The sequence below is a fragment of the Ectothiorhodospira lacustris genome, from assembly GCF_022227845.1.
GTDB classification, from domain to species: domain Bacteria; phylum Pseudomonadota; class Gammaproteobacteria; order Ectothiorhodospirales; family Ectothiorhodospiraceae; genus Ectothiorhodospira; species Ectothiorhodospira lacustris.
In genome coordinates, this window is the sequence record NZ_JAJNQN010000002.1 from 146,620 (window position 1) to 160,673 (window position 14,054).

10 protein-coding genes are annotated in these 14,054 nt (G+C 66.1%); 3 read left to right on the top strand and 7 right to left on the bottom strand.

The window, feature by feature from the left end; genetic code table 11:
• Positions 1-4: 4 nt before the first annotated feature.
• The gene (locus tag LQ956_RS02445; protein ID WP_238621110.1) at positions 5-352 is read left to right on the top strand and encodes a copper-binding protein; all 348 of its coding nucleotides are present in this window, start codon (positions 5-7) and stop codon (positions 350-352) included.
• A gap of 12 nt (positions 353-364) precedes the next feature.
• Here LQ956_RS02445 and LQ956_RS02450 read toward each other — a convergent pair whose 3' ends face one another.
• The 5 genes from LQ956_RS02450 to LQ956_RS02470 form a co-directional block, all read right to left on the bottom strand.
• Positions 365-1,798: an efflux transporter outer membrane subunit gene (locus LQ956_RS02450; protein ID WP_238629318.1), complete on the bottom strand. Its 1,434-nt coding sequence runs from the start codon at positions 1,796-1,798 to the stop codon at positions 365-367.
• 5 nt (positions 1,799-1,803) lie between these two features.
• Positions 1,804-3,738 (bottom strand): MacB family efflux pump subunit, encoded by a 1,935-nt coding sequence (locus LQ956_RS02455; protein WP_238621112.1) that lies wholly within the window; start codon positions 3,736-3,738, stop codon positions 1,804-1,806.
• Positions 3,738-5,060, bottom strand: coding sequence for an efflux RND transporter periplasmic adaptor subunit (locus LQ956_RS02460; RefSeq protein WP_238629319.1), 1,323 nt, complete (start codon positions 5,058-5,060; stop codon positions 3,738-3,740). Before LQ956_RS02460 ends, LQ956_RS02455 begins: the two co-directional genes overlap by 1 nt.
• A gap of 60 nt (positions 5,061-5,120) precedes the next feature.
• Entirely contained in the window at positions 5,121-7,607 is a 2,487-nt protein-coding gene (locus LQ956_RS02465) for a PepSY domain-containing protein (RefSeq protein WP_238629320.1), read from the bottom strand.
• A 193-nt stretch (positions 7,608-7,800) separates the two neighbouring features.
• On the bottom strand, positions 7,801-10,002 hold the full coding sequence (locus tag LQ956_RS02470; RefSeq protein ID WP_238629321.1) for a TonB-dependent receptor domain-containing protein: 2,202 nt from the start codon (positions 10,000-10,002) through the stop codon (positions 7,801-7,803).
• 290 nt (positions 10,003-10,292) lie between these two features.
• On the opposite strand from LQ956_RS02470, the gene LQ956_RS02475 reads away from it, so the two are divergent.
• Together LQ956_RS02475 and LQ956_RS02480 are read left to right on the top strand one after the other, a co-directional pair.
• Positions 10,293-11,030: a response regulator gene (locus tag LQ956_RS02475; protein WP_238629322.1), complete on the top strand. Its 738-nt coding sequence runs from the start codon at positions 10,293-10,295 to the stop codon at positions 11,028-11,030.
• 4 nt (positions 11,031-11,034) lie between these two features.
• A complete protein-coding gene (locus tag LQ956_RS02480; RefSeq protein WP_238630358.1) occupies positions 11,035-12,441 on the top strand; it encodes an ATP-binding protein in 1,407 nt (468 codons plus the stop codon).
• A gap of 21 nt (positions 12,442-12,462) precedes the next feature.
• Here the strand turns inward: LQ956_RS02480 and LQ956_RS02485 are convergent, their stop codons facing one another.
• Together LQ956_RS02485 and LQ956_RS02490 are read right to left on the bottom strand one after the other, a co-directional pair.
• Positions 12,463-12,810 (bottom strand): hypothetical protein, encoded by a 348-nt coding sequence (locus LQ956_RS02485; protein WP_238629324.1) that lies wholly within the window; start codon positions 12,808-12,810, stop codon positions 12,463-12,465.
• Between the two features lie 23 nt (positions 12,811-12,833).
• The gene (locus LQ956_RS02490; RefSeq protein ID WP_238629325.1) at positions 12,834-13,634 is read right to left on the bottom strand and encodes an undecaprenyl-diphosphate phosphatase; all 801 of its coding nucleotides are present in this window, start codon (positions 13,632-13,634) and stop codon (positions 12,834-12,836) included.
• Positions 13,635-14,054: the final 420 nt, after the last annotated feature.

The following is a 14,054-nucleotide window of genomic DNA, read 5'->3' on the forward strand; positions in this document are numbered from 1 at the left end:
CATCATGTCCCACGCACGTCCCGTATCCACCCTCATCCTGACCTGTGCCCTGGGCCTGTCGGTCCCGGTGCTGTCGGCCGCCGACAACCACCACCATCATGGCCATACCGGCCACGCCGCCCTGACCGCCCAGGCGGAAGGGGTGCTGGAGGCCATCGACCGGGACGCGGGCACGGTCACCCTGAGCCACGGCCCCATCCCGGCCCTGCGCTGGCCACCCATGACCATGGACCTGCGTCTGCGGGATACCGCGCTGGCAGACGGCGTGGCGGCCGGTGATCGCATTCGCTTCACCCTGGAGCAGGTGGGGCCGACGGACTATGAAATCATCGAGCTGAAGGCCCTGGATTAACGGTACCGAGGCTCAGGTGGCCAGGCCGGGCATGTCGGAAGGCATGTCCGGCGCCGCCTCCCGCTGCCAGCCCCCGCCCAGGGCCTTGTACAGATCCACGGCGGCCACCAGGCGGGACAGACGCAGCTGGACCGCCTGCTCCTGGGCCTGGAACAGGGTGCGCTGGGCATCCAGCACGCTGGTGAAATCCCCCGCCCCTTCCCGGTAGCGCAACTCCGCCAGCCTCAGGCTGCGCTCGGCCTCCTGAATGGTGGCCTCCTGCACCCGTTCCTGTTCCCCATGACGGGCCACATCTCCCAGGGCGTCCTCCACTTCCTTGAGGGCGGTGAGCACGGTGCGGCGGTAGCTCTCCAGCCCCTCCCGGCGCCGGGACTCGGCAGTGCCCACCTGGGTCCGCAAACGGCCGCCGTCGAACACCACCTGGGCGAGGCTGGCCCCCAGGCTCAGGCTCTGGGTGGGATCGGCGAGGGAAAACAGCGCCGTACTGGCCAGACCACCGGAACCGGTGAGGCGGATGCTGGGCAGCAAAGCCGCCCGGGCGACCTGCAGGTTGGCGTCGTTGGCCAGTAGCTGCGCCTCCTCGGCAGCGATATCCGGGCGCCGGACCAGCAGTTCCGAGGGCAGCCCCGGTCCCACCTCGGGGACCGCCAGTCCCTGGATGGACTCGGGTTCCATCTCGAAACCCTGGGGTGCCCGACCACTGAGTACCGCCAGGGCCGCCAGGGCCTGCCGTGCCTGCACCTCCAGAGGCACCAGGGCTGCCTGCTGGCTGAGCACCGCGGTGCGCTGGCGGCTCACGTCCAGGGCCGTGGCCACCCCATGGCGATGACGGGATTCCACGATGTCCAGCAGGCGCTCGGCGGTTTCCAGGTTCCGGCGGCCGATACGCAGCCGCTCGTTCAGGGACAGCCACTGGAAATAGCCACTGGCCACCCCCGCCACCAGGCTCAGGCGCACGGCTTCCTGGTCATGGCGGGTGGCCTGTAGACCGGCCTGGGCGGCGTTCACGCCGGCACTCAGCCGACCCCACAGGTCCACCTCGTAACCCACCCCCAGGGACAGACTGCTGGAACGGCTGGTGGCGGTATCGCCCTCATCCGCCCGCGTCTCGCGGAAGGTGCTGCCGCCGGACAGATCCACCGACGGGAACAGGGAGGCACCGGTGCTGCGCAGTTGCAGTTCCGCCTGCACCACCCGTTCCCGGGCAATGGCCAGGTCGGGACTGTATTCCAGGGCCTCCAGCATCAGGGATTCCAGCAACGGAGACTCAAAGGTCCGCCACCAGCCGGGCTGGACCTGAGCCGCCTCCGGGGCATCGCGGCCGTAAACCTCGGGCATGTCCAGAACCGGCCCCGTCAGCGGCGCCGTGCCGGCGCATCCGCCCAGAAACAGCCCGACCACCACCATCGCGCCCGCGGCAAAACGTTTATCGGTATTGACCGTCATGAAGTTCACTCCGAGGCCAGGGCCACCACCGGGTCCAGCCGGGCGGCCTTGCGGGCGGGCAGGTAACCGAACACCAGACCGGTGGCAAAGGCACAGCCGAAGGCCAGCGCCACCGGCGTCGGACTGTACTGGATGGGCGTGCCCAGATGTCCGATCAGGGCCGCCACACCCAGCCCGATCACCACCCCGATGGCCCCGCCCAGGGCGGAAACCGTCACCGCCTCGATCAGGAATTGCTGCTGGATGTTGCGCATGCGCGCCCCCGTGGCCATGCGGATGCCGATCTCCCGGGTCCGCTCGGTGACGCTCACCAACATGATGTTCATCACCCCGATCCCGCCCACCAGCAGGGAGATGGCGGCAATGGAGGCCAGCAAGAGAGTGAGGGTGTTCTGGGTTTCGCTGGCGCTGTCCAACAGAGAGGCCATGTTGCGGATCTGGAAGTCTTCCACTCCATGGCGCTGCAGCAGCAGGGCATGCACCGCCGCCTGGGTCTCGTCGATGCGGGAGACATCCTCCACCGCCACGGTCACGTTACGCAAGTTGCGCTGGCCGAATACCCGCAGGCTCCCGGTATGAAAGGGCATGAACACCACATCATCCTGATCCTGGCCCATGGGCGAGGCGCCCCGTGGCGACATCACGCCGATCACCTGGAACAGGATGTTGTTCACCATCACGAACCGGCCCAAGGGGTCCTCTCCGGGAAACAGCGCCCGGGCCACGGTATCGCCCAGCACCGCCACGGTGGCATAGCTCTGCTCATCCATCTCGTCGAAGAAGACCCCGTGGGCCACCGGCCAGTTGCGGGCCGCGACGAAGCTGGCGGAGGTGGCCGTCACCGAGGTGGACTGATCCCTGCCGGCGTATCGCAAGGTCACGTTGCCCGTCAGTTCCGGCACCGCGGCAATGATGTTATCCAGCTCGTTGATGGCCACCACGTCCTCGTGGACCAGGGTGGTGATGCCGAAGCCGCGCATGTTCGGCGCCCAGGGGCGCACCAGCAGCAGGTTGGTGCCCATGGCGCTGATGCGGTCCACCACCACCTGCCTTGCCCCGTCGCCGATGGCCAGCATGGAAATCACCGAGGCCACGCCGATGACGATGCCCAGCAGGGTGAGGATGGAACGGAACAGGTTGGCACTCAGGGCCCTGAAGGCGGTACGGGTGGCCTCGAACACCTCTCCCGGAAGAGATTCGTGCCCATTGTCGGCGGGCTCCGGCAGTACCTCGGCCACCCGCCGTGTGCCGGTATCGGACAGCACCCTGCCATCACGCACCTCGATCACCCGGTCCGCATAGGCGGCCACTTCCGCCTCATGGGTGATGAGGATGATGGTATGGCCCTGGGCCGACAGGTCCTTGAGCAATGCCATCACTTCCTTGCCGCTGCGACTGTCCAGGGCCCCGGTGGGTTCGTCGGCAAGGATGATGCGGCCCCCGTTCATCAGCGCCCGGGCAATGGACACCCGCTGCTGCTGACCGCCGGACAACTGGGCGGGACGGTGCTCCAGACGCTCCCCCAGCCCCAGTCGGGTGAGCAGGGATTCGGCACGCTCATGGCGCGTCACGGGTGCCATGCCCGCATACAGGGCGGGCACCTCCACGTTCTCCCGTGCGGACAGCCCCTGGATCAGGTGGTAGCTCTGGAACACGAAGCCGAAGGCCTCCCGGCGCAGGGCCGCCAGATCATCCGGGCCCAGCCCGGAGACGTCCTCTCCCATGAAGTGGTAATGCCCCCCGGAAGGCCGGTCCAGGCAACCGATGATGTTCATGAGGGTGGACTTGCCGGAACCGGAGGCGCCGACGATGGCCACGAATTCCCCGGCCTGGATCTCCAGGTCGATGCCATGGAGTACCGGCACCTCCAGATCCCCGTTGACGAAGCAGCGGGTGACGCCGGAGAGCCGGATGAGCGGGTGCATGCCGGCGGTCGTCATCAGCGCAGCCCCGGCCCCATACCGGTGGGACCCAACCCGGGGATGCGGTCACTGCCGGCCTGACGGGTAGTCGTGGACGAGGCCGTGGGTGCGCGACCGGCCAGCACCACCGTCTCGTCCTCCTCAAGGCCGGACAGCACCTGGGCCTGCACCCGGTTGCTGACCCCGATCTCGACCACCCGTTCCTCAATGCGTCCATCGTCCTTGAGCACCTTGACCAGACCGCGACGCGCCCGGACGACGGGGGGTTCTTCGTTCCCGGACCCGGAACGGGCCTCCCGCATCTCCGGGGGGCCCTCGCGTCCTTCGGGACGCCCCGTGCGACCCGCGGCCGGACCGGTCAGGGTCAGCGCCGACATGGGCACCAGCAGGGTGTCCCGCGCCGCCGATTCGATGAAGAAGACCTGCGCCGTCATCTGGGTCATGAGGAAGTGGCGCGGATTGGGCACATTGAACAGGGCGTTGTAAAGCACCACGTTGTTGGTGACCGTCGGCGTGGGTTCGATGCGTTCCAGACTGCCGTGCCAGCGGCGATCCCCCCCGCCCAGGGTGGTGAAATAGACCGCCATGCCGGGCTGCAGGCGGGAGACATCCGCCTCCGAGACCTCGGTCTGCACGGTCATGGTGGACAGCTCCGCAATCCGCAGGATGATGGGGGCCTGCTGATTGGCATTGAGGGTCTGTCCCTGACGGGCAGTGACGGAGACCACCGTCCCGGCCATCGGCGCCAGGATCCGACTGTACTCCAGATTGGCCTCGTCGGCCCGCAGGCTGGATTCGGTCTGCTCGATCTGGGCCTGGAGCATCTCGATCTGGGCCTGGGCCGACTTCAGACCGGCCTCGGCGGTCTGCAGGGACTCCAGAGTGGTGGCGTCCTCCGCATACAGGTTGCGCTGCCGGGTGTGGGTGATTCGGGCCAGGGCCAGCTGGGCCTCCCGGTCCTGCAACTGGGCACGCTGGTAACGAAGCTGGGCGCGGCTGGCGTCCACCCGGGCCAGATAGACCGTGGGATCGATCTCCGCCAGCAACTGCCCCTCCTCCACCTGGCTGCCCACCTCCACATGGATGGCCATCACCTGACCGGAGATCTGCGCCCCCACATCCACATAACTCCTGGGCTGCAGGGTGCCGGTGGCGGTCACCAGGTTCTCGATGTCACCCCGGCTGACCTTGGCGGTCAGCCGGGTGGTTTCCTCATCCTTGCCACCGCCGAGCCAGCTCCAGGCGCCATAGGCCCCACCGGCCAGCAGGAGCAGAACCATCAGCAGGATGAAGGCACGGCGGCGCGGCCAACGCCGTTGGGAACGGTTGGGCGGATTCATGGGACGGTTCAGGCTCCGGATGGCGACGGGGTCATCGACTGGGGGGGAAGCATCCCCCCTTCAGTACACATCACGCCGATAGCGGGCATCCGTTGACAGGGTTTCGAACCTTTCTTCGCCCAGAATCTCCCGGAGGGCCTCATCCACCGCCGGCGCCATGGTCAGGGCACTGCCGCAAACCAGCACCACCGCCCCCTCGTCCACCCAACGGATCAAGTCCTCGGCATGGTCCCGCAACTGATGCTGGACATACTCCCGCTGTTCCCCGTCCCGGGAAAAGGCCAGGGATAGCATGGGTAGTCCACCCTGGGCCTGCCAGCTTCGGATCTCGTCCTCGTAGTAGAAATCATAGGCCCGCTGGCGCTCCCCGAAGACCAGCCAGTTGGTTTGCTGCCCGGCGGTGATCCGCGCCACCAGGTGGGCACGCAAGGCGGCCAGGCCGGTCCCGTTGCCGATCAGGATCAAGGGACGGGTCTCCTGGTCGAGACGGAAATTGCGATTGGGACGAAGGCGCAGGGACACCAACTGCCCCGGCTCCAGCGTGGCCGTGAGATAGCCCGATCCCAGGCCCAGTCGACCGTCCTCGCCACGGACCTGCCGCACCAGCAGGTTCAGACAGCCTTCGGCGGGCACGGAGGCGATGGAATACAGGCGAGTGACTTCGTGTCCCCCGGTGACGGCGGCGGGGACATGCACCGCCACCAGATCACCGGCCTGCCAGTGTGCATCCGCCCCCGGGTCCGGCCTGAAGGACAGGTGAAAAGTGGAACCGCCCACGGAACCGGGATTGAGTTCCCGCCGCTCCGTCAGGGTCCAGGAAGTCGGTGGCGACATCTCCCCATTCATGTCCATTTCCGCAGCTCCCAGGGAACGGAGCAATACCTGCCACTGGCCCAGGGCGGCGGGCTCGGTACTGTCCACCTCCACCCGGGGGGCCACGGCGATGGCGTCGCAGGATCGCAGCCATTCATCCAGGGCGCGGCCGAAGGCGCAGAAGTGGCAGTAACCCCGGTCGCCCAGAGCCAGCAGGGCATATTCCATTGCGCTCAAATCCGGATGCTGCCGGTCCATCAGGCGGGCAAAGGGACGGGCCGGATCGGGGGACTCACCTTCCCCGTAAGTGGAGGCGATGAACAGCACGCGCCCCATATCCTTGAGGTCATTCGGGGTCAGGGTGCCCAGTGGGTGGACTGTCACGGCAAGACCGGCGGCCTGGAACGCACCGGCCGTCTTCCAGGCCTGGGTCTCGGCGTTGCCGGTCTGGCTGGCGAAGACCACGTGGATACGCTCGCCCTCCCCGGCCCCGCTGTCACCCGCGGGTTTCAGACCGGCCTGAAGCAGGGCCGACCGGGTCACACCGGCCTTGCGACGGCGATCGATATACAGCACCAGTCCCGTGATGGCGAACAGGGGCATGATCAGACTGGCCACCATCATGGCGATGCGGCCGGGCATGCCGAAGAACGAACCGCTGTGCAGCGGCAGCATGCTGGACATGAGCTTTTCATTCAGGGGACGGTCCGCATAGCGGACATGGCTTTGCACGTCGCCGGTACCGGCCGCCAGGGTCAGGCGGTTCCAGGCCCGATCATGGGCCGGCCGGGGGTCGAAATACATGAACGGGTACTCCCCCCCTGGCTGGGGCAGACGCAGGGTGGCGGTGGAATAGCCCAGAGGTACCGCCTGCTCGAAGGCCTGCCAGATAGCGTTCACCTGTGCAAAGCGGTCAGCCGCCGGCTCCCGGGGCGAAGACGCCTCACGGCCCATGCGGCCACGGGGAGCCTCTTCCCCGCTCCGGGCACCGCCGGCCCGGGCCTCGGCGTTACCCTCCTGGGCGGGCTGCGGCGGACCCGGGCGCACCGGCATGGGGACACCGCTGAGCTCATGCAGACCCGCCCGGTACCAGTCATAGGACCAGTACAGCCCCGTCAGGGCTGCCAGCAGGTAGAGGGGCAGCACCCAGGTACCCACCACCCCGTGCATGCTGGAGACGAACCCGCGCCCCGAGCGGCGAAAACTGAAGGTGAACCAGCCGGCCAGGGCCTTCCAGGACCGGGGCCAGCGCAGGTAGATGCCCGACAGCACCAGGATGATCAGCATGATGGTGGCCGCCCCGGTGATCTGCTTGCCCACGTCCCCCATCAGCAGCCAGCGATGCAGGCGCTGCAGGGTGAGGAAAAAGGCCTGTCCCTTGAGTTCGGCGCCGATCAGTTCCCCGGTGTAGGGGTTGAAATAGTGATTGACCCCGCGGCGGGCCTGCGGCCCGTCACCGGCCACGTTCACGGTGGCCGCATCCCGGGGATCGGAAGACAGGCTCAGGGCATTGATCTGCCGTTCCGGCAGGGCCTGCTGGGCCTGTCGCAGCAGGGCTTCCGGGGACAGGCGTTGTGTGTCCGGGGGCTCCACCCGCAGGACATCACTGTTGATGGCGCGGATGATCTCCCGCTCGAAGGTCAGCATTCCCCCGGTCACGCCCAGGATGATCAACACGACACCGACCGTGATGCCCATGAACCAGTGAAGCTGGAACCAGAGTTTGCGTAGCATGGAAGAATGTGCCTGTGCATGGAGAAGGAAAGGCGAAGAAAACACGGCCGAATACATGAGTCCCATGGGCGCCGGCCTGCGGGCGAAGATCGCCGTCGGTGCCCTCAGGCAAGGTCCTTCGCCGTCTTGGGCCGCTCCCACAGGGATGGCCCCCGGGGATTGACTCCCATCGGGGGCCGGCATCCGCTTTGGATCAGAAGTCGTAGGTGGCGGACAGCCACAGACTCCGCCGGTCCAGATACACCCCGCTGGTGGCGGCAGCGGTCTGGGTGTACCGGTAGGCGTGGTAGATCTGACCGTCGTGGACATAGGTGTCCGATTTGCCGAAGTCCTTGTCCAGCAGGTTGTAGACGGTGCCGGTCAGACGTACCCGATCGGACATGCGATAGGTGGCGCCCAGATTGAACACGGCGTAGCTGTCCAGCTTGTTACCCAGTTGCTGATACAGGGAAAGGTTCTGACCGGAGGTGGGCAGCCCGCCGCTAAACCGCTCCCTGGATGAATAGAGCTCCCCGTCCAGGCGGGCTGACAGCCGGTCGCTGACATCCCACAGCAATCGGGTGGTCAGGGCGTGCTCCGGCGTGTTGGTCAGCAGCAGGCCCTTCTGGTCACCGGAACGGATCTCGGTGTCCGTGTAGGTATAGCCGCCACTGATCTCCCAGGCCGGTGCAAAGCGATAACGGGCGCTCAGTTCCACCCCCTGGGAGATGGCGCGATCGATGTTCACCGACTGGGAGAAATCTTCCTGCTCGGTGAAGTTGCCGATGCTCAGACAGCCCGGTGTCCCGGCATGCGGCTGGTTGCCGTTCCCATCCACATACTGGCAGTTGAGGATCCCTTCACCGCCGGCAATCCGATCGGTGAAGCGGGTATGGAAGAGAGTGGCATCCGCGGACAGGCCGGCCCGATTGTCAAAGCTCGCGCCCAGCTCATAGTTGGTGGTCTTTTCCGGCTTGAGATGGGGAGAACCGATGGTGATGGTCCGCCCCTGGTTGGTAAAACCGGTAATGCCGTCATGGAGCTGGTTCAGGGTGGGGGTCTTGTACCCCCGGCCGACGCCGCCCTTCAGGGTCCACTGATCATCGGTCTTCCAGACCAGGTAGGCGCGGGGGCTGAAGTGTGCGTCGAAGGCGTCATGATTTTCATAGCGGGCCCCCAGGGTGAGGGCCAGATCATGTCTGAGCCACCACTCGTCCTCGACGAAGACCGACCAATTGCTCTGCTCGAAGGCCTCGCTGCCTGCCGCGCCGTCTTCCAGCCTGGAATCCACATACTGTCCACCCAGGGTCAGCATGTGATCCCCGGCGGGCATCACCCACTTGCCGTCCACCACCAGGTCGCGGTTCTCCAACAGCCGGGGTTCGCCACCCACGGCCTCATAGCCATAGTCCGGCGCACTGCCCGCAGGCAGGGTGCGCCCCAAGGTCTCCGTGGTGATGCGGGTCACGCTGCCTTCCAGGGTACCGGCCTCGAAATGACCGCGATAACCCAGCACGGCCTGGTCCCGATTGAAGCGCAGCTCATCTTCATAACCCCAGACCGTACCGGGTTGAGGGGCGCAGGTATTGCGGTTGGTGCCATCCAGGGTGCCCAGACGACAGTTTTCGTTGGAATAGGTCTGACGGGCACGTTCCAGATCCAGCCAGACCTGCTGATCGTCCACAGGCGTCAGGGTCAGACGACCGCCCAGGGAGTGGATCCGCGCCTCCGGCGGGCGGGGATCACGCCCGGCACTGTTTTCGATCAACCGGTCCGAGGCATCCCGGTCGAACAAGCGCCCACGGACCTGCAGACCCAGCCGGTCCTCCACCAGCGGTCCGGTGGTGAAGACGCTGATGCTGGAGCTGTTGCCGGCACTCCGATCTTCCTGGAAGGTGTTTTCCACCGTGACGCTGCCCCCCCACTGTCGGCTGACCGGGCGGGTGATGATGTTGATCACCCCGCCCATGGCGTCCGATCCATACAGGGTGGACATGGGGCCACGGATTACCTCGATGCGCTCAATGGCCGACAGCGGCGGCAGGAAGCTGGTGGAGGTCTCGCCGAAGCCATTGGGGGTGACATTGCCTGAGGTGTTCTGGCGGCGACCATCGATCAGGATCAGGGTGTATTCACTGGGCAGGCCGCGGATACCGATGTTCAGTCCGCCGGTCTTGCCCACGCCCGCCCGCACATCCACCCCCGGCACATCCGCCAGGGCCTCGGCCAGATTGGAAAAACGTTTCTGCTCCAGATCCTCCCGGGTCACCACCGAGATGCTGGCGGGGGCATCCCGCAGCGCCTGCTCAAAACCCGCGGCACTGATGACGGTGATCTCGTCCAGCTGGAGGGTTTCCGAAGCCAGGACGGAACCGGCCATACTCCCCAGGGCCAGGGCCACGGCGGTCCTGAGCATCCGGGGGCGAAGGGTCGGAAATGAAGATGCCGAGGGTCGAGCGGGTGAAACCATGACGTGAAAACTCCCATTTCATGCGGGTTGAACTGTTCTGGCAGGCTGCATGCCCTGACCTGGAGACATCCCGCGTCAGGGACAGGACTGGCTGGCTGACAGCAACAGGAGGAAGAAATAAGGGTGCGAATGCTAATCGATATCAATTAATATTATCAGCAACCGTCCCCCTTCCTGCGGCTCGGGCGGCGCACCTTCACACAATCTCCACAATTGACGAGACTCCTGCCCGCGGCATGCCTGCTTTCCCTGACCCCCACCCCAACATTCCTCCCGTGACCACCGCCCATGTGCTGGTGGTGGAAGACGAACCCAAGATCGCCGGCCTGCTCTCGGATTACCTGCATCGGGACCACTACACGGTCAGCCTGCTGGACAGCGGGCAGCCGGTGATGGACAGGCTTCGTGCCGCCCCCCCCAACCTGATCCTGCTGGACATCATGCTGCCCGACATGGACGGGATGCGCCTGTGCCGGGAGATCCGGCAGATATCCACCGTGCCCATCATCATGCTCACCGCCCGGATCGAGGAAGCCGATCGGCTCAGGGGCTTTGAACTGGGCGCGGATGACTATGTCTGCAAGCCGTTCAGTCCCCGGGAGGTCATGGCCCGGGTCCGGGCCCTGCTGCGCCGGGCGGGACAGGAGCCGATACCATCGACGATGAGTACCGGAGACACCCGGGGACTGCATCTTGAACCCACCTGTCACCGGGCCGTATTCAACGGCCGGGAACTCACGCTCACCCCCGTGGAATTTCGTCTGCTGCAACAGTTCCATGGCCATCCGAACACCGTCCTGAGCCGGGAAAACCTGCTCGACAGTCTCTACGATGACCATAGAGTGGTGACGGCACGCACGGTGGACAGCCACATCAAGAACCTGCGCAGGAAACTGCAGGCCGTCGCGCCGGGACACCGCCTGATCCAGGCGGTCTATGGTGTCGGCTACCGTTTCACCTCCTTGGCACCCTGAATCATTGGCTCAACTTCACCCACCCGCCCCTGGGCTGCGCACCAAGCTGTTTCTCGCCATGGTGATCACCTTCACCATCCTGACCCTGGCCATCATGGGCACCACGCGCCTGAGCTTTCAGCACGGACTGGCGGGGTATCTGGCGCAGGTGGAGCAGGAACAGGCGCATAATTTCACCCGCACCCTGGCGGCGTATTACCGGGTCAACGGCAGTTGGGAGTCCCTGGTACAAAATCCGCGCCTGTGGGGGCGCCTGCAGCGGATGGCCGACGGCGCGCCGCCGGCCTATCCGTCCGAAGACGCGGTACTCCAGGATCTGATCCGGCGACCGGGACGTCTTGCCCTGCTGGATGAGACGGGCCGCAGGCTGATCGGACCGCCCCTGCCGTTCCCGGACGAGGGCAAGCGTTACCCGGTGCAGGTGGACGGCACCACCGTGGGCATCCTGTATGTGATGCCGTCCAGCCACATCACCGACGGGCTGGCCCAGCAATTCGAGCGTCAGCAGGAACGGATCCTGGGCCTCATCGGCCTGATCGCCCTGCTGGTGGCCGCCATCGCCTCCTACCTGCTGGCCAACCGCCTGCTGGGTCCGCTGCAAGCCCTGACGGGCGGCACCCGCGCCCTGACCACGGGGGACTACTCGGCACGGGTACGGCTGCGCACCCGGGATGAATTCCAGACCCTGGCCGAGGACTTCAACCAGCTGGCCCTCACCCTGGCGCGAAATGAAGCGGCCCGGCGCCGCTGGATCGCCGACATCTCCCATGAACTGCGTACCCCCCTGTCGGTACTGAGGGGAGAAATGGAGGCGCTGGAAGACGGCATCCGCACGCTGGACCTGCAGGCCCTCCAGTCACTGCAGACAGAGGCGGCCCTGCTGGGAAAACTGGTGGATGACCTCTATCAGCTGGCCCTGTGCGATGTGGGCTGCCTGGACTGTCACCGGGAAAGCGTGGACATGATCGCCCTGCTGCGGGAGACCGCGGTCCAGCACCAGACCCGTTTCACCCAGCAACGGCTGACCATCACCCAGGCACTGCCGCCCGCCCCGGCCTTCGTCCAGGCCGACCCGACCCGCCTGAAGCAGTTACTGAACAACCTGCTGGAAAACACCCTGCGCTACACGGACCCCGGCGGCAGACTGCATGTGGAGGCCCGGCAACAGGATCGGCAGCTCATCATCACCCTGGATGACACCGCCCCCGGCGTGCCCGCGGACGCCCTGCCCCTGCTGTTCGAACACCTGTTCCGGGTGGAGCCCTCCCGCAGCCGGCGCCACGGCGGCGCAGGCCTGGGGCTGGCCCTGTGCCGACGCATCGTGGAAGGTCACGGGGGCCGGATCACCGCCGCGCCTTCCCTCCTGGGGGGACTGCGGATCAGCGTCTGCCTGCCGCTGACCAGGCCGTGACCGGCGGGTTGTTTCCCGCGATCAGTCCAGCACACCGTGCTCCGGCAACAGGCGATAGCGCCGTTTGCCGTCCGGGTATGCCGACTCCAGCAGCATGACGGTATCACCCACCGCAGGCGGACGGCCCAGTACCTGGACCCGGGTTTCCTCGCCGGTTTCCAGACGGACCCGCAGGGTCACCAGGGTGACGGACTGACCGGAGCGCAGTCCGGTGGCGGTGCCTTCGTTGACCTCCAGCACCGTCGCGCTCACCTGTCCCGTGACCGGGGCACCCCGGGGCAGCAGCCACAGCCCGGCCACCAGGGCAAACCCCATGACCACCACCAGAAACCTCAGGCGGTTGCTCACATAACCAAACCCATCGGCCATGGCCATCCCTCCCCGGACAGGACCTACCAGAACATGAAGATCAGGAATGCCCCCAGCAGCAGCCGGTAGATGACGAAGGGCAAAAAGCTCATCCGAGCCAGCAGCTTGAGGAACAGGTGAATGCACAGATAGGCGCTGACCCCGGCCACCAGGGCGCCGATCAGAATCATCGACCAGGCGACGTTTTCCTCCGGGGCCTGGATGAGTCCCCAGGTCTCATAGCCGCCCGCCAGGGCGATGATGGGAATGGAAAGCAGGAAGGAGTAGCGGGCCGCCGCCTGACGATTGAACCCCATGAACAGGGCAGCGGTCATGGTGGCGCCGGAGCGGGAGACCCCGGGGATCAGGGCCAGGGCCTGGGCCAGGCCGATCACCAGCACGTCCAGCCAGCCGATCTGGTACTCATCCCGGCGCCGCCGACCCACCCAGTCCGCCAGCCCCAGCAGCAGGGCGAAGGTGATGGTGGTGAAGATGATCACCTCCACCGAACGCAGGCTGGTGGAGATCACGTCGTGGAAGAGGAGCCCCGCCAGGCCCGCCGGAATGGTCCCCAGACCCACGGCCCAGGCCAGCTTGGCATCCGGGGTAAAGCCCCGCCCCACCAGCGACCCGGCCCAGTGGGTGGCCATGCGACGCAGCTCGACCCGAAAATAGAGGATCACGGCGGCCAGACTGCCCACATGGGTGGCCACGTCGAAGGTGAGCCCCTGATCCTCCCAGGCGGTGAGCTCGGGCACCAGGATCAGGTGGGCGGCGCTGGAAATGGGGAGGAATTCCGTCAGGCCCTGTACCAGGGCAAGGATCAGGGTCTGAAAGAGATCCAAGGGAAGGCTCCATTCGTGGGTTCCGGGGGAACATTATCCGTGCCACGCCCCGTTTGAACAGCCCTTCTCTCTGCTTGCCTTTCTTCCATGGGGCCGGTTGCGCAACGCACCTGTCGTCACACCCATGAATCTCCCGCCGTCACTCCTGCAATCTCTTGCTGTCGCTCCTGCAAATCTTTGCCGTCGCTCCCGCGCAAGCGGGAGCCCATAATGCCCAAGTCCGTCCCTGGATTCCCGCTTTTGCGGGAATGACGTCATTAAAGGCCAGCATCAATGTTGGACACCCCCGGGTTCCCGCTTGCGCGGGAATGACGTCATTGAAACCAGGCATCAATGTTGGCCCCCCGGGTTCCCGCTTTCGCGGGAATGACGTCACTGAAACCAGCCATCCAAAACGCCCAGAGCGCCATGGACATCGCC

Excerpts from the sequence above, each read along its gene's own strand:
- LQ956_RS02465 (WP_238629320.1), bottom strand. The coding sequence starts at position 7,607 with ATGCTACGCAAACTCTGGTTCCAGCTTCACTGGTTCATGGGCATCACG.
- LQ956_RS02455 (WP_238621112.1), bottom strand. The coding sequence starts at position 3,738 with ATGACGACCGCCGGCATGCACCCGCTCATCCGGCTCTCCGGCGTCACC.
- LQ956_RS02475 (WP_238629322.1), top strand. The coding sequence starts at position 10,293 with ATGCCTGCTTTCCCTGACCCCCACCCCAACATTCCTCCCGTGACCACC.
- LQ956_RS02450 (WP_238629318.1), bottom strand. The coding sequence starts at position 1,798 with ATGACGGTCAATACCGATAAACGTTTTGCCGCGGGCGCGATGGTGGTG.
- LQ956_RS02485 (WP_238629324.1), bottom strand. The coding sequence starts at position 12,810 with ATGGCCGATGGGTTTGGTTATGTGAGCAACCGCCTGAGGTTTCTGGTG.
- LQ956_RS02470 (WP_238629321.1), bottom strand. The coding sequence starts at position 10,002 with ATGCTCAGGACCGCCGTGGCCCTGGCCCTGGGGAGTATGGCCGGTTCC.
- LQ956_RS02460 (WP_238629319.1), bottom strand. The coding sequence starts at position 5,060 with ATGAATCCGCCCAACCGTTCCCAACGGCGTTGGCCGCGCCGCCGTGCC.
- LQ956_RS02445 (WP_238621110.1), top strand. The coding sequence starts at position 5 with ATGTCCCACGCACGTCCCGTATCCACCCTCATCCTGACCTGTGCCCTG.